General features: G+C 70.4%; 13 protein-coding genes. All 13 read left to right on the top strand.

Annotated features, from left to right (window positions below; translation table 11 throughout):
- Positions 1 to 62 precede the first annotated feature (62 nt).
- Positions 63 to 857 (top strand): hypothetical protein, encoded by a 795-nt coding sequence (locus IEY88_RS13735; protein ID WP_189155073.1) that lies wholly within the window; start codon positions 63 to 65, stop codon positions 855 to 857.
- Positions 854 to 1660: a hypothetical protein gene (locus IEY88_RS13730; protein WP_189155072.1), complete on the top strand. Its 807-nt coding sequence runs from the start codon at positions 854 to 856 to the stop codon at positions 1658 to 1660. Before IEY88_RS13735 ends, IEY88_RS13730 begins: the two co-directional genes overlap by 4 nt.
- Positions 1657 to 2094, top strand: coding sequence for a hypothetical protein (locus tag IEY88_RS13725; protein ID WP_189155071.1), 438 nt, complete (start codon positions 1657 to 1659; stop codon positions 2092 to 2094). The genes IEY88_RS13730 and IEY88_RS13725 overlap by 4 nt, the downstream gene beginning before the upstream one ends.
- Entirely contained in the window at positions 2091 to 3056 is a 966-nt protein-coding gene (locus IEY88_RS13720; protein WP_189155070.1) for a hypothetical protein, read from the top strand. Before IEY88_RS13725 ends, IEY88_RS13720 begins: the two co-directional genes overlap by 4 nt.
- Before the next feature lie 3 nt (positions 3057 to 3059).
- On the top strand, positions 3060 to 4265 hold the full coding sequence (locus IEY88_RS13715; RefSeq protein ID WP_189155069.1) for an OmpA family protein: 1206 nt from the start codon (positions 3060 to 3062) through the stop codon (positions 4263 to 4265).
- Entirely contained in the window at positions 4262 to 6523 is a 2262-nt protein-coding gene (locus IEY88_RS13710; protein ID WP_189155068.1) for a protein kinase domain-containing protein, read from the top strand. Before IEY88_RS13715 ends, IEY88_RS13710 begins: the two co-directional genes overlap by 4 nt.
- A gap of 34 nt (positions 6524 to 6557) precedes the next feature.
- On the top strand, positions 6558 to 7913 hold the full coding sequence (locus tag IEY88_RS13705) for a hypothetical protein (RefSeq protein ID WP_189155067.1): 1356 nt from the start codon (positions 6558 to 6560) through the stop codon (positions 7911 to 7913).
- Positions 7910 to 9871 carry an AAA family ATPase gene (locus IEY88_RS13700; protein ID WP_229693350.1) on the top strand — a complete coding sequence of 654 codons (1962 nt, stop codon included), beginning with the start codon at positions 7910 to 7912 and terminating at the stop codon, positions 9869 to 9871. Before IEY88_RS13705 ends, IEY88_RS13700 begins: the two co-directional genes overlap by 4 nt.
- Positions 9868 to 10464, top strand: a complete 597-nt coding sequence (locus IEY88_RS13695; protein WP_189155066.1) for an FHA domain-containing protein — start codon at positions 9868 to 9870, stop codon at positions 10462 to 10464. Before IEY88_RS13700 ends, IEY88_RS13695 begins: the two co-directional genes overlap by 4 nt.
- Before the next feature lie 20 nt (positions 10465 to 10484).
- Positions 10485 to 11726 (top strand): hypothetical protein, encoded by a 1242-nt coding sequence (locus IEY88_RS13690; RefSeq protein WP_189155065.1) that lies wholly within the window; start codon positions 10485 to 10487, stop codon positions 11724 to 11726.
- Positions 11723 to 12397, top strand: coding sequence for a 4Fe-4S single cluster domain-containing protein (locus tag IEY88_RS13685; protein ID WP_189155064.1), 675 nt, complete (start codon positions 11723 to 11725; stop codon positions 12395 to 12397). The genes IEY88_RS13690 and IEY88_RS13685 overlap by 4 nt, the downstream gene beginning before the upstream one ends.
- Positions 12398 to 12665: 268 nt before the next feature.
- Positions 12666 to 13628: a hypothetical protein gene (locus IEY88_RS13680; protein WP_189155063.1), complete on the top strand. Its 963-nt coding sequence runs from the start codon at positions 12666 to 12668 to the stop codon at positions 13626 to 13628.
- Between the two features lie 61 nt (positions 13629 to 13689).
- Complete coding sequence (locus IEY88_RS13675) at positions 13690 to 16383, top strand: CHAT domain-containing protein (RefSeq protein WP_189155062.1); 2694 nt, start codon at positions 13690 to 13692, stop codon at positions 16381 to 16383.
- Positions 16384 to 16398 lie beyond the last annotated feature (15 nt).

Genomic DNA, 16398 nt, shown 5'->3' with positions numbered 1-16398 from the left:
CGAAATGGACGGGAACGAGCTCACCAGATCGGCCGAGGCCGGTAATCCGTCATGGAGACAACGTGGACTGGAACAACGTGTTGTGGGCGCTGGTGGCAGCGCTCGTGATCGCACTGGTGGCCACCGCGCTGGCGTGGGTGCTGGGCATCCGCCGCAGGCGTGCGCACTCCGCGCTGGTGCGGAACGCGGTGACCCGCATGTGCGCACAGCGGCCGGAACACCCCGGCAGGCTGACCCGCCTGACGCGTGAGGTCGTGTCCGTCCTGCTTCGCCAGGAGGAGGGAGCCGTCCTCCTCGACCGCGGCGAGCGCCACGGCGACGCGGAACGGATGGTGTCCGCCACCGCGGACACCGCGATGCTGGTGGCCGCCGATGCGGCCACCGCCCCGCACACGTTGGCACGCAGGCGGAAGACTCCGGACGACAGCATCTGGAACCCGCAGGGTCAGGCGCCGAGAGTCGCGAGCCACCCTGAACTGGCGGTGCTCTGTTCCCTGTTGCGCCGCACGACCGACCGCCGGATCGCCCGCGCGCGCCTGGTGATCGGTGAGGCGGAACGACTCGGCGATCAGGAGGACGAGGACTGCGGCGCACGACTGCGGGCAGCGTTCGACAGGGCCACGGCTGGTCTGCGCAACGCGGCCGACCTCGCCGCGGCCGGGCACGTCCTGGCCGCGCTCGACACGATCGTCCACCTCGACCTCCCGGTGCCAGAAGAGGGTGTGCCGGGACAGGCCGACGTGGCGGACCAGCGGGCGCAGGTCAACGCTCTGGCCAAGCTCGCGCTGCGGCACCGCGCCGCGCTCGACTCGCACCGGCAGGTCGTCACGGTCCTGTCGCCTCTGGAGCAGCCGTGAGCGCGCCGCGGTACGGGCCGCTGCGCAAGGTCAAGGACCGCGGCCGGGGACGGCGCGACGGGCGCGACTGCGTTCCGTCCCTGGTGGCGGTGCAGACGCTCGCCGAGACGGGTGAGGCGATCTCCGCGCCGTACCCGGACGTCCTGCTGAGCAAGGCGCTGCACGAGATCACGGTCGTGCACCAGAGGTTCGAGAGGCAGGTCGACGACGACAGGGCAGCGCTCGCGAAGCTGCGCAAGGATTGGGCGCTCGCCGGGGAGGCACTCGTCCGGACGGCACAGCTCGTCGTCGAGGCTCATGCCGCGCTCACAGAGGAAGAACTCCGTCCACGCAGCTACGACGAGTTGATCCAGGGCAACGGCCACAAGGCGCGCAGCCGATCCGACCGGCGCCGCGACCACCGCATCGCCCAGGCGATCGCGCGGCAGAACGCCCAGTTGCAGGCCCGCGACGACATCAGCAGCCGGACCGCGGTGGTCGAGGAGCGGATCAGGAACGAGTTCGCGGTGGCGCAGGCCGACGCCCGCGCCCTGAGCGAGCACTACGCGACCAGGGTGCAGGCGTACTGGGAGCACAACGTCCACATCCACCCCGAAGGCGTGTACATCGCGGCGTGGCTGCACTACACCGCCCAGCTCCTGCCGTCGTGGGTGCTGGAGGAGCCGGTCGGTGACCCCGCCGACCTCGGACGTGGCCCGTTCGAGCTGCACCGCCTCGCCAGGCAGGTGACACCACCGGTGCGGCGCACCGGCCGCAAGCAGCCGATCACGCACCCCGCCGACGAGATCCAGGAGTCCCCGTGAAGTCACTCCCGTTCCTGCGAGCCTCCCTGTCGCTCAGGCAGATACGCAGACGCCTTCCACAACTGCGCGGGCAGTCGTCTCCGAAGCTCGACCTGTCGGAGGTCCGCGAGAAGGCGCTCGAACTGGCCGCCGAGGTCAGCCAGACGAACGCCACGGCCGCCGAGCCCGTGCTGGCCGCGTACGTCGACACGCACATCGCCGACTGGCTCGCGAACGTCAAGGCGCGCCACGACATCGTGACGGCCGAACTCGATCTTCTCGCCGTCCGCGTCAGCGAGTCCAAGGGCTTCTACCAGGTCCACCACGACGACCAGGAGAACGTGCTGGACGACCTCGAGGGCGCGGTGTCGCACGCGCTGGAACGGCTCAGCGATCCCGATTCCCCCTTCTACGACCCGGAACCACGAAACAAGCGCCGAGGCAGGAGCTCATGACGACGACACCCGTGAGCGGTCAGAAGTTCGGGCCGCTGCGCCGCCGCACCACCATCCACGGCGACCCGTCGCTGATCGCCGGGCACTCCCCGTGGAGCACCGGCCTGTACTACTTCGTGCTGCTCGCCGCCATGGGCGTCGACCTGGTGACGTTCCACCAGGTGCTGCTGCCCGCGATCGACGAATCCGAGGAGATGCTCTGGATCGTCGTCGCCGGCTTCACCGTCGTCTGCGTGGCGATGTCCCACACCGCCGGACAGCAGGCCAAGAAGGCCGTTGGCACCCGGCACGCGGTGGGCGCACGAACGGTCTCCCTGCTCAGTCTGGCCGGCTGGGTCGTGCTGGGAGCCGCGGCGTTCGCGTTCCGCTGGGAGTACACGAGCCTCGACATCGGTACCGCGTTCGTGGTCGACGGCGTGGAGCAGACCGGCGTGTCCGACGCCGCGCTGCACGAGCAGCACCTCGCCGCACTGCTCTTCCTGGCTCTCTACGTCGCGACGGGCGTGGTGTCGGGTGGAGCCGGTTTCCTCCGGTACCAGCCGGAGGCCAAGCAGTACGCGCGCGCCTTGTCCCGCCGCACCAAGGCGGCGGCCAAGCACAGCCGGTTGGAGGCCAGGCTCCAAGGCGTCACCAAGCTCGCCGTCGCCGTCGACAAGGCGCGTGACGAGCACGCTCAGGCGTGGCTCGCCCTCGAGGTCCGCTGCAACGCCGCCGCCGAACGGTTGCGGCGCGAGATCCAGCTCAAGTTGCTCGAGACGGGCACCGGCCCGTTGTCAGCCGAACACCCGCGGGCGGTCCCCCCTCCGCGTGAGAACCGATCCCGCCTCCCGGCAGGGAGACCCGAGCCGTCCGATCCGGGAACGAGCCCGACCCTGCGGTTCCGCAGGCCGGGCGCCGTTCCGCCCGAGGGCGAGAACCCGCAGCCACCACCGACCTGGAAGCCCGACGAGGAAGCCGAGTAGGACATGTCGAACAACCGCACAAGTCAGGTCATAGCCGGACTGCTCACGGTCATCACGGCCGCGGCGCTGACCGCCTGCTCCCAGAACGACCCCGCCGGCTCGTCCGGAGGGGAGGACGCGGTTCCGGCCGGTGGGTGCCCCGCGGCCTCCGGCGAGCCGCTGACCCTCGTCGTCGGCGCGCGCATGGGCAGCCAGCGCCCCAGCCTGCCGGGCGAGGTGAAGGCGCTCGTCAAGGCGACCGCGACCAGGGGCGGACTGCTCCAGGTCGTCCGGGTCGACGGGCAGCCGACCGTCGCGTTGAGCGCCGACGTGAAGATCGACGCCGCGAACGAGGCGCGCAAGGAGAAGGCGGTCAACGAGGCCGTGGAGAAGGTCTCCTCGGTCGTCACGAACCTGGAGCCGAAGAAGGCCGAGGCCGACGTGCTCGGTGCGCTCGCCGAGGCGGGCAGGGTCACCCCGTCCGGCGGCACCGTCGTACTGATCGACTCGGGGCTCTCCACCGCCGGAGCACTGTCCTACCTGGACAACCGCATGTTCAACGTCGTGCCCGCCGACGTGGCCGCCTACCTCAAGAGCGGCAACCTGCTGCCCCAGCTGTCCGGGAAGTCGGTGCTGCTGGTCGGTCTCGGCGGCACCGCCGAACCACAGGCCGCGCTCGACGAGAACCTGCGCGGCAAGGTCGTCGACCTGTGGCGCGCGGTGGTCACCGCCTCCGGTGCCTCGTGCGCGGGCGACGTGCAGGTCGCCTCACGACGGGACGCGTTCGAGACCACCGTGCCGGTGGCCCAGGTGAAGCTGCCGGAGCCACCGCCTCCGTTCAAGGAGTGCGGCACCACCGTGCTGAGCGACAGCGGTGCCGTCGGGTTCGTGCCCGACCAGGCGGAACTCCGTGATCCCGCCGCGGCCGAACGCACTGTCCGAGACCTCGCGACGCCCGTGGCCAACGGCAACGAGAAGTTCACCCTCATCGGTAACACCGCCACCGTCGGGCCGGAAGCCGGGTTGAAGGACCTCTCCAAGCGTCGGGCCGAGAAGGTGAAGGAACTGCTGACACGACTCGGTATCGCCCCGGACCGCATCACGACCCGGGGTGACGGTGCCACTGGCCCGCACCACGTCACCGACCTCGGTCCCGGTGGGGTGCTGCTGCCCGGCCCTGCCGCGCAGAACCGTTCGGTCGTCGTCGAACTGAGCTGCTCCGCGCGATGACCACGCCAGAGCAGGACGCACCGACCGTGCGAGACCCCGGCCGCGACGCACCCGTCGGCGCGGCCGGGCAACTCGCCGAGGCGCAGACCGAACTCGACGAAGGGCGCGTCCGGCCTGGATCTGAACCGCGAACGCTGACCGACCCCGGGCGCGAGCCGATGCCCGCCGGTCGTCTGCTGCCGGCGGAACTGCTGGACCGCTTCGAGGTCGTGCGCGAGCTGACCGGCAACGGCGCGCAAGGTGAGGTCTTCCTGGTGAAGGAGCGCGCGTCCGGAGCGGACAGGGTGCTCAAGGTCCACCACCGCCCGCCCGGCCTCGACACGCACGTGGCCTGGTACCTGACGAGGAACCGGCCGGCGAACGTCGTGCTGGTGCACGAGGTCGGTCTCGCGGAGAACCGGCCGTTCGAGGTCATGGAGCACATCACCGGCGGCACGGTGCTCGCGTGGCGGAACAGGGATCCGTCCAGTGCCGGCGCCGATGTGCTGACCGAACTCGTGCGGCAGCTCAGCACAGGACTGAAGGCGTTGCACGAGAACAAGATCGTGCACCGTGACCTCAAGCCCGCCAACGTGTTGGTGCGATCGGTTGAGCCGCTGGAGGTCGCCATCGCCGACTTCGGCATCAGCGTGCACGTTCCCGGTCCGGTGATCTACCGGCGAGAGGAACGCGACACCGTCGGCACCTTGCCCTACACCCCGCCCGAGTACCTCGGCGGTGGCGCGATCGGCCCCGCGTTCGACTGGTGGTCGCTCGGGATCACCGTCCTGGAACTCGCGAGAGGCGAGGCGCTCTGGGCCGGCGTGCACCGCGACATCGTCATGTCGGAACTGGCGGTCCGGGTGCTGGACGCGGATCGGGTGCCGGACGAGCGCATCGCGATGTTGTGCCGGGGACTGCTCACACCCGACCGGCGGCACCGCTGGGGAGCCGAAGAGGTCGACGCGTGGCTGCGCGGGGAGTCACCCGGAGTCGTAGCGGCTCCCGTACCGACTCCGAGCAGCCAGGAGGCCTCGCAGCCGTACGAGTTCCTCGGCGCCGACTACCACGCGCGCGACCTGCTGGCCGTGTCGATGACGAGGCACTGGAACGTCGCGCGTGAACGGTTGTTCGGCGACGGCGGCGGTCCCCGCAGGCGAGAACTGGCCGAATGGCTCAAGCAGTTCCCCGACCAGGGCGACCTGGTGCGCGAGCCGCGCGGGCGCCGTTCGAACGACACCAGGTTGCTGCACCTGTTGCGCCGCATGGATCCGGAACACCCACCGGCCTATCGGGACCGCGACGTGAGCCGCGCGTCACTGCCGTTGCTCGCCCAGGAGGCCTTCGACCAGGACGAGGGCGCCGCCGCGGCCGTCGTCACCGATCTGTGGCGGGCCGACCTCCTGCCGATGTTCGCGACCGCCAAGGGCGGCGACGGCCTGGCAGAGGTGAGATCTCGTTGGCACGGCGAGGAAGGCAGGCTGCGCGAGCTGGCCCGCGGTCTTCGTGACGAGGACGCGCGCGCCGAGTTCCAACGGTTGTTGCGGCAACGCGCCTCGCTGGGGATCGTGCTTTCGCTCCTCGCGGCCTGCGCCACCGAGGACACGCGATCCGAGCTGCGGCACAGGCTCAGCCGTGAGGACCGGGCCCTGCAGTTGCCGTGGTTCGCGGACTTGGTGCGACAAGAGGACTACTGGTGGATAGCGCTCGCGTTGATCCCGTACGCGAACCGCGAAACTGATCGGCTCGAGTCCGAGGAACGCGGGCGACGTGCCCACGACGCGTGGCTGCGCCGGACCGCTTGGCAACGCGAGACGCTGCGCCGGTTGAACCGGCCGATGGCGCTCGGGTACGCCGCGGTAGCCGTGGTGGTGCTGGCGGTGGCCCTGTACGCGCTCGTGACGCTCAGCGAGGTCGTCGGGTACGCGAGCGAGGACCAAATCCTCGACACCTACCTGGCGTCCGTGGTCGCGCTCGCGGTGTCGCTCGTCGCGGAGTCGTTGCTGGCGTGGGACGCGGGACAGCGCTACCACCCGGCCTACTCGTTCCTCGGCGCGAGTCGTGTCGTGTTCGGACGGATAGCGCGACGCCTGCTGACCAGGCGGATCGCGGTACCGGTGGTGCTGGTGACGTTGGCCGCTCTCGCCGCGCTGACGATCTTCCAGCCGGTGTTCGTCCCGTTCGTCGTGGTGGCTCTGATGGTGATGTGGACGGTCCAGCGACACCTCGCGTGGCGCGAACAGGACCGCGAGGAACTGGCGATCATCGCGACGAGCTGAGGTCGTCCGTCAAGTATCCGGCGAGGAGGTCAGGATGAGTGGTGGTGGAATCATGCTCGCGCCCGTCGTGCTGCCGGCGGTGGCCGCGGGTGCGGTCGTTCTCGTCGGCGCCGTGGTCGTCGCGGGCGCGGCGGTGCTGGTGGTCCGAGGCGCCAACGCGGCGATCGAGGGCGGTGTCCGCGCGATCGCCGATGCCGGTGAGCGGACCGAGGCGGAGATCGCCTCCATCGAGGCGCGGGCCGAGGACACGCTGCGGTGGCAGGCCGCGGCCGCCGACGTCGTCGCGATCAACGCGCGCATACGGCTGCTGCACGAGCGCGTCGTCGCGGCCGGCATACCGATGACGGTGCCGCAGCCGCTGCGGTTGACGGCGAGCAAGAACCCGGCCGAGCTCGGCAGGCTGGCCGCGCAGGCGCAGGACGCGCTCGCGCAGGCGCAGGCCGCCCTGGACCGCCGGCTTCCCCGCCCGCGGCTGGGGTTGTTCTCCGCACCGAACCCCGCGGTGGCCGCAGCTGTCGACGGCACGCTGGACGCGTACGAAGAGGTGCTGCGGTCCCGTTACGCCGCGGTCGCCGCTCCCAGGCCCGCTGTCGCCGCGCCGGCAGTCTCTCCGGACGAGGTGCACCGCGTCCTCGGCCTGCTCGACCCAGACGCGGGCGACGACGACCGCACGGCCGTGCTCACGCTGGCGGCGAAGGTCGCGCGGTCCGAAGCCGACGGCGACGTCTACTGCGAGGAACTGCGAAGGCGTGTCACCGAGGACATCAACCCGAAGATCGCCCGGCGCAGGCTCGCCGCGACCTGGTTGCAGACCATGGAGACGGGACCACTGCCGGACGCACTCGCCGAGGCGAGGATCACTCCTCCGATCTCGGTCGGCGACGCCGCGGAGGCGTTGCGGAGGGTCGTGTCCGGCGACGAGGACCTCACCCCGCAGACCCGTGCCGAAGCGGTGCAGGCCATGGCGTGGCTGGAGGACAAGGCCGACCAGGTGCTCGCGCTGCGGGCGACCCAGCACTGCCTGGAGGAACAGGGCTACGAGGTGGTCGGCACCTTCGACGCGCGCAACGCCGTCGGACTGAAGGTGGCCAAGGCCGAGTGGGGCGGACAGCACAACGGAACTGTTTGGGTTGACGAGAAGCGGACTGTCCACAGCAGACTCCATCGGCCGGAGGGCGCGACGGGTGACGCGGCGAGGGCACGCGATCGGGAACGCTGCGCCGAGTTCGCCGACGACCTCGAACAGGTGGGCGCGCACGTCTCGTCCACGGGTACGAACGTCACCGTGCGGATGAACCGCGACATGCCGGTCGCCCAGGAGTCCAGGCACGACGACGGCCGGGGCGACGAGATCAGCAGGCCGGACGAGAAGGCGAGGAAGCTGAAGTGACGAACGCCAGCACCGCGGTACTCCCCCAGCCGGCCGGAAGCCTGCTGCCGGACCACCCCACCTTCGTCAACGAGATCGTCGGCACCCTGTCGGTCCACTCGCAGTACGTGCTGCACGGCAACCTGCGCGACGAATTCCTCGTCGGCGGCGAGATCATGCCGCTGCACAAGGCGTTGTGGAGCGCGTTGCGGCCCAGCGGGTTCGAGGCGCTGATCACCTACGACCAGATCGACGGCATCGGCGTGTACCCGCCCAACGACCCGGCCGTGCTGCAGGCGGTCGAACGCGTCCTCGGCCCGAACGTCGTCGGCCGGCGCCCGTCCCCGGAGAGGTTGCGGGTGCACTTGGCCAAGGCGGTCGGCGTGCCCGAGCAACCGCCGGTCGAGGCGGGCGGTTCCGCCGCCCGGTCGGCGCCCGCCGTCGCGCCGGTCGCGCGCCCGGCCGCACGGGTGGCCGTGGTCGTCGACCACGCCGCCCGGCTGTTGCGCGCACCAGGTCAGCTCAGCGAGGAGGAGCGGGATTTCTTCCTGCTGTGCCAGAAGCTCGCGTCGGCGGCCAAGGCGCACACGTTCCCCGGCACGCGACAGGCTCCGCTGCACAATCCGGTGCTGTGGCTCGTGGACGGCGAACGCGACCTGCCCGCCTGGTTCACCGCCGGGGTGGAGTCGATCAGGTCGGTCGCGGTCGCCCTTCCGACGCTGGAGCACCGGCTGGAACGGGCCAGACTGCTCATGCCCATCTTTCCGCCGTCCATCCAGGACGTCTCAGCCGCCAAGACCGATCCGGTCGAGGTGTTCGCCAGCCGCACGGAGGGCATGACGCTGCAGGCGATGCGGCGGATCACGCTGCTGGCGCGGGACCGCGACTTGGGCGCCGACCGCGTGGCCGACGCGGTGCGGATCTACAAACTCGGTGTCGACGACAACCCCTGGCGCCACAGCAGCGTGCGCACGCAGATCATCAAGGGCGAGAGGGTCATCTCCGACAGGGTGAAGGGTCAGGACCGGGCTGTCGCGAAGACGCTCGACATCCTCAAGCGTGCCGCGCTGGGGTTGTCCGGAGCTCAGGCCAACACCTCCGACTCACGTCCACGCGGTGTGCTGTTCTTCGCCGGCCCCACCGGTGTCGGCAAGACCGAACTGGCCAAGCAGGTCGCCGAACTGCTCTTCGGCGACGCCCAGGCCTACCTCCGGTTCGACATGAGCGAGTTCTCCGCCGAGCACGCCGCCGACCGGCTCACCGGCGCCCCGCCCGGCTACGTCGGGTTCGAGGCGGGTGGTGAGCTGACCGGCGCGGTGCGCACCAGACCGTTCCAGGTCGTGCTGTTCGACGAGATCGAGAAGGCGCACCCGTTGGTGCTGGACAAGTTCCTGCAGATCCTGGAGGACGGCCGGCTCACCGACGGCCAGGGCGTGACGACGTACTTCACCGAGTGCGTGCTCATCTTCACCTCCAACCTGGGCATCATCCGCACCGATCCCGACACCCGGAAACGCGAGCTGCTCGTGAACCCGACCATGGGTTACGACGAGCTGGAGCAGAAGGTCAAGGACGCGATCCGCGACCACTTCACCACCACCCTCGGCAGGCCGGAGCTGCTCAACCGGCTCGGCGACAACATCGTGGTGTTCGACTTCATCAACGCGGCGACCGCCCGCGGGATCTTCGACGGCCAGCTGGCGAACGTGATGCGCAAGGTCTCCACCGACCTGGGCATCGAGGTCGTCCTGTCCCCCGCGGCACGCCAGCAGCTGGAGGGCATGTGCACCGCGGACCCGTTCAACGGTGGTCGCGGCATCGGCAACCAGCTGGAGAGCGCTCTCATCAACCCGTTGGCGCGACGGATGTTCGACGACGACGCTCAGCCGGGTGATCGGATCTCGATCACCGGACTGCAGGCCGGCGAGGGCAGCGCGGGGGCAACGCTCTGGACGAACGTTGAGAGGGGCGCGCGATGAGCATGCGCTGTCCGCAGGACTCGAACGAGGTCTTCTCCGACGAGGAGTCCTTCTGCACCGAGCACCTGTGTCCATTGGAACCCGTGGTCGCCGCGCCCACGGTGCCGGAGGCGGAGCCCACCTCCGGCGCCACTTCCTCCGGCGCCACTTCCTCCGGCACCACGTCCTCCGGCACGGCTCCGACGCGTCAACCGTGGTCCAAGAAGGTCTGCTGGCACTGCGACACCGAGTCGCCCAACGAGGCCAACGCCGACTGCCTCAACGACGACTGCCGACGGTCGCTCACCCCTCCTGAGCTCTACTTGCGGTTCCGCGACGGCGAGGTCGAGGTCGAACGCGGTGAGCAGGCGGAACTGGGTCGTCGGGGCGAGCACGGACAGGTGTTCCGCGCCTACCCCAACGTCTCCCGCCGCCACGCACTCGTCGGGGTGGGCGCCGACGGCATGGCGTGGATCACCCCCGTCAACACGCCCAACGGCACCTTCGTGAACGGCACCGAACTCCAGCCGGCTGTCCGCACGGCGCTGCACTCCGCCGACGTCGTCCGGTTCGGCGCGCACGCCGAGGGCACGGTCACGCTCTACGACCACTGACTAGCGATGGGACCACAGCAGTGAGCACTCCCCTTGGCAGCCGTGCCCGGACGCGGCGGCTGCGGCTGGCGGTCGGCGAGACGCCGCTGCCCGAATCGAAGGTCGACCCGCGCATCCCGGCGGCCGTGCTGGTCGCGGAGGCGCAGGCGCAGGGAGTCGCCGACGCGCGCAAGCACGTGCTGGACGGCTGGTCGTTCGGCGCACCCGATGCACCACGTTCGGCGGCGTTCGACCCCAGCTACGTGCTGAGTCTGCGGCACCTGCGCGACTGCGCCGTGCAGTCCGCGCTGGAGCGGCACGTCGAGGCGAATGCCCGCACCGCGCACCTGCGTGAGCAGAGCGACGAGGCCGGGAGCTTCATGGACTCCGCGCGCGCCGCGATGAACTCCCTCGCGGTGACCGCGGCCCGTACCCGCGAGCCGATGGCCGGCACGCTCGAGGCCGACGCCGCGGTGGACGCGGCACAGGACGTCCCCGAGGGCGGCGATCCGGTGTGGGAGGGGGAAACGGTGCCCGTCCGGCTCGTGTGGCGTCTGCTGGTGCTGCTTCTGCTGGTCGTGGCGCAGACACCGGTGCACCACCTGGTGTTCGGGCACTTCCTCGAGGACCGGCTGGCTCCTGGCCCGATCTGGGCGTTGTGCGGGTCGATGGCCGTGTTCCTGGTGGCCACGCCGCACGTGTCGGCGTTCGTGGCCCGCTCGCGGCAGGCGACGGGCAGCGAACGTCGGCTCACCGCCGGCGTGGTGATCACGATGGCGTTCTGGGTCGCCGTGGTGTGCGTGCTGGGGTGGATGTGCGGCGCGGTGCTGAGCCTGCAGCGCGAGAAGCTGGCGCCCCTGCACGTCACGCCGGTCACGGTGGTGCTGATGTTCGTCGGCGGGCTGCTCGTGGCGGGCGCGACGTCGTACCTGCTGGGGTTGTCGCGCCGCCACCCGTTCCAGGAGTCGTACGCGTTGCACCGCGAACGGCGCGAGCACGCCGAGGCTGAACGCCGCCTGGTGATCGCGCGGCTGTGCCCGGAGCACGCGGCCGGTGGCGAGGAGGGCGAGATGGGTCCGGAACCGTTCGTGCGGGCGATCAGGTCCGCCTACGCCGCGGCCGAGGAGGCGTACTTCGCGGCGCTCACCCAGACGGTCGGCGATCCGAGCTTCACCGAGGCCGTCCAGCACCGCCGCGGCCTGCGGACCGAGGCAGAGCCGCAACCTCGTCCCGAACCGGTGCCGGGCGAGGTGCCACCTCCGATGGCGGAGGCCGTGCAGTGAGCACGTTGCGGTTGAGCCGCACCCACTTCCCCGTCACCGCCCTGGGACCGGGCAGGCGACTCGGACTGTGGGTGCAGGGCTGTTCCCTGGCCTGCAAAGGATGCATGTCCCTGAACACGTGGGACCCGAGTAGCGGCGTTGAAGTGGAGGTGGACGACCTCGTCCGGCTTTGGCTGGACGCGGTGCGCGCCGGCGCGGACGGACTCACCATCAGCGGCGGCGAACCCCTGCAGCAGCCCACCGCCCTGCGTGACTTCCTCCGTGCGGTGCGCAGGGAGACGGGCCAGGACAAGGACGTGATGCTCTACACCGGCTACGACGAGAGCGAACTGGACGAGGTCCAGCGCGGTGCCGCCGACCTGGCCGACGTGCTGGTGACGGGCCGGTTCGACGTGGCCTCGCCGACTTCGTTGATCTGGCGTGGCTCGGCGAACCAGCGCATGGTGCTGCGCACCGAACTGGCCAGGCGTCGCTACGCGAACTACGTCGACCACGAGCCGGAGTCACCACAACTTCAGGTCGGCCCGTCGGAAGACGGCGGCGTGTGGCTCATCGGAGTGCCACGTCGCGGTGCGTTGCCCGGACTCGTGCGAGACCTGCGCGACCTGGGCCTGCCCCCCGAGGACGTCACCTGGCGTCCGGCGCGCAGGTCCGGACGAGACCAGGAGTGAGGCAAGGCGAAAGTCGGCTCGGGCGGTGAAGACAGAACTGGAAGCACCGGTTGAGACGAACGACGCACCGGTTGAGAAAAACCTTTGAAAGCAGGTTCGAACTAGCTGAAATTCGCTATTTGTACGGCGGTTGATAGCGCAGAAGAGAACGACATCCCTAACGTCGCCCATATCGGATGAAGTGATCTCACGGATTCCACCCATGGCGTCGTGACAGCTTTTCTCGGCGACGCCGAATTCATCCAGGCGTTGTTCGGGAGATGCGACCATGACCGAGGAAATCGATGCTGTGCGCCTGCTCGCGGTTCAGGGCGAGCTGGCGAAAGTGGCTGCTGAGGCATCCGTCCAGGAACGCCGTCGGCTGAGGACCGCGCTGTACGAGATCACCCAGCCGGTCGTGTTCACACACCTGACCAGGAGACTGGAACTCAGGCGCGGGCACAGGGGTTGCGCCCGCTCGGTGTTGCGTCTGGAGGCGACCTGCCTCGACCGGTTCCACGACGACATGGATGCCGTGCTCGACGACGTCTTCCGGCACGCCACGATTCCTGTGCACAACCTTGAAGGGTGGGTGCGCGGGCGGCTCCAGATCGCCACGATCAACGGATACCGGCGCAGGCGCGGCGAACGAGGAGCGCTGCAGCGGCCGCGGGTTCCTCGTTGGCTCGCCGCCGCTCTCGGGGAGGAGCTGCGGCTCACCGCGCTGGCCGTGGACCTGCTGGAGTTCGTGGGCAACGACGCCACCGCCGGCCTCACGATCTGGCCGGTGGAGTGGTGGGCCGAGCAGCGCGCGACCACCGGTGGCGGCGACTACGAGTCGGCTCGTCGCGAGATCGTCCGCGACGTCCAGACGGTGTTGGCGGCGATGCGCACCAAGCCGCGGTGGTACGCCGACTACGTCGAACGACCTTTGGGGCACAAGGAGCACACGTCGGTTCCGTTGCCCAGGACGTCCTCGGAGGGCCCGGAGGTCGCTCACGCCGCTGCCGAGCCGCTGCGGGAACTGGCGAGCGCGGCGGTGCGGGACATCGGTGCCCGCGTGGCACGGGGCGAGCACCCGAGCAGGGCCGCCGCCGACGTGGTCGTCGAGGTGTTCACGCGCGGCCTGGCCGGCGAGGAGATCGACCACACGCCCCCCTCGCCCACGTGGTCGCCGGAACTCGTGGCTCGCAGGCTGACCGATCGGGCGGTGCTCGACCTGCTCGCCGCCACAGCCCTCGGTGAGGAGTGATGTGCCCGTCCGTCAGATCTCGTTGAAGACCCGCGGCAGTGAGTGACGAGGAGACCATCGGATGGCCGAGGAGAACGGCATCGCCGAGATCGTCGCGCGGTGCGACGCGGTGACGCGCGGCGCGACGCACACGTCGGTGAGCGCGGGAGAGTTGACCGCGTTCACCGCCGATGTCGCGCGGCTGCCGGAGGAGAACCCGGATCGCAGCAGGCTCGCCGTCACCATGCTCACGACGGTGACCCGGGGCGGCGGTCCGGCCCAGATCACGCTGATCCCGCACCTGGACGACCTGCTGCGGCTCGTCGGCCGGGTACCGGCGTCGATGATCGGCTGGGCGCACGTCGTCGGGTCCGTTCGCGCCCAGCACCTCGCCCACCTCGTGGCGAGCGGCGAGTACGTCGACCTCGCGGCGGCCCGGCACGAACTCGCCGGGCACGCGGAGGCGGCCAAGGGCGCCAAGGTGACCACCATGCTCGTCGAGGCTGCCCAGGCCGCCGTCACCATGGCCACCGACGGCTCGAACGCCAGCAGCTCCGAGATGACGAGGGTCTTCGACGACATGTTCGCGCAGATCGGCGACCACCCGATCGCCCCGACCATGCACAAGTACTCCGACGCGATGGGGCGGTTGCTCGACGCGGCCAAGAAGAGCGACGTGAACATGGCCGCGAGCGCGTTCCGCGAGCTGCGGGGGCTGGTCGACACCTTGCTTCCGGAGTTCCGCTCCCAGATGAACCTGGACGACGCCCAGCGAAGCTTGGAGGAAGTGCTCGGCGTGTTCGAACCGGCCCAGGCCGAGCAGGACGAACGGTCTGCCGGCGACTTCCTCAAGAATGCCGGCCCTTCTCCCAACGCCCAGCTGCGCGCGCGGGTGTTCGCCGCGGTGACCCTCTTCCAGCGCGGCGAAGAGACCGACGTCGGGCGCGTCAACGAGGCTCTCGACCACATCCGCGAGGCGATCACGTTCGACCAGGGCGATGACCTCGGCCTGTTCGCGTTGACCGGGCTCGCGGCGGGCCTGCTGCGGCGGTCCGAGCTGATCGGCTCGGTCGCGGGTCTGGACGAGGCGGAAGAGGTGCTGCACAAGGCACTGGCACGGATGCGGGACGCCAGCCACCCGCAGTGGTCGCTGACGCACGAGATGCTCGCGGCGATCCGGCACAGGCAGGGCGACTTCGCCGGTGCCGGTCCGTTCTCACTGGCCGCGCAGCGCGCCTACGTGTGGCGAGTGCTGCTCGAGAGCGACCCGGCCGAGGCCAAGTGGGCGATCAGGGACGCGGTGGGGGCCGCGATGGACACGGCGATGCGCTGTCTGTCCGCAGGCAGCGTGAGCGATGCCCTGCGTGCCCTCGACACCGGCCGAGGCCTGCTGCTGTTCGCCGAGGCCGAGCTCCGCGCGCTGCCCGCGCGGCTCACCGCGGCCGGTCACCCCGATCTCGCGGAGCGCTGGGTGTCCGAAGGCCGCGACTCCCAGGGCCTTCGCAAGCAGGTCATGACCACGTTGCTGGCCGACGGCAGCATGGCGTCGACCTTGCTCGACCCGCCCTCGCTCGGGGAGATCAGGTCGGCGCTGGCCTCGTCCGATGCCGACGCGCTGGTCTACCTGGTTCCTGGCAAGCACCCGGGGCCCGGCTACATGGTCATCGCTCCCAAGGCCGGGCCACCGGCGTACCTCATGCTGCCCAACCTCCACGTGGGCAAGGGGACCGAGGTCGACCAGTACCTCGCCGCACTGACCGACCGGGCCAGGAACGTCAAGCCGGTCGGCGGCACGCGCGCGAGCTTCGCGGAACAGGTCGACTCCCTGTGCGACTGGGCATGGCGGTCGGCGATCGGGCCGATGCTGGAGTCGTACTTCGCCGAGTTCCCGCCAGGCTCCACACCGGCCGTCGTGCTGGTGCCGATGGGCGACCTCGCGCGCATCCCCTGGCAGGCCGCACGGCGACAGGACGGCCGGTACGCGATCGAACTGGCGTCGTTCTCCCAGGCGGTCTCGGCCAGGTTGTTCTGCGAGAACGCCAAGCGCTCCCCGATCGGGCCGACCTCGACGGGGCTGGTGGTCGGTGATCCGGACACCCGCAGCGACGCGCCGTCGCTGGCCTCCGCGCGAGCCGAGGCCCAGGCGGTCCGCCGCGTCTTCTACCCCGGTGCGCGATACCTGGGAAGACGGGCGGACGGCTCGCAGAGCCCGTCCGGCCGGGGCACCACTACCGAGATCCGCGAGTGGCTCGCCGACGCCGCACCGTACGCGGGAACCACGTTGCACCTGGCCTGCCACGGACTGTTCGCGCCGACCGAGGACGGAGGGCGTGCGGAGCTCCAGCTCGCCCCGGACGACCCGGACGGGCCGGGGCCGGGTCAACTCGACGCCGACGAGATCATCCGGATCCTCGAAGCCGTGCCGGAGCGCAGGATCGGGCTCGTCGTCATGGGCGCCTGCCACACCGGCAGGTCGATCCACGGCTACGACGAGGCGTACAGCCTCGGCACCGCCTTCCTGGCCGCCGGTGCGCGCACCGTGCTGTCGACGCACTGGGCGATTCCGGACGCGGAGACGTCCGCGCTGATGTTCCTGTTCCACCACCACCTGCTCACGGAAGGCCTGCCATCGCGCGAGGCGTTGCGCGCGGCGCAGCTGTGGATGCTCAGCCCCGACCCGGTCGTGCCCGCCCGCATGCCCGCGGACCTGGTCTCGCTGGCCGCCGACCGCACCGCGGTCGTCGCGTGGGCGGGATTCACGCACGCAGGCCACTGATGTCCCACCACGAAG

Origin of the sequence: Lentzea pudingi, assembly GCF_014646255.1 — a bacterium.
GTDB lineage: Bacteria > Actinomycetota > Actinomycetes > Mycobacteriales > Pseudonocardiaceae > Lentzea > Lentzea pudingi.
The sequence above is the reverse complement of the archived record's forward strand: the minus strand, read 5'-3'. Positions and strand labels throughout refer to the sequence as shown.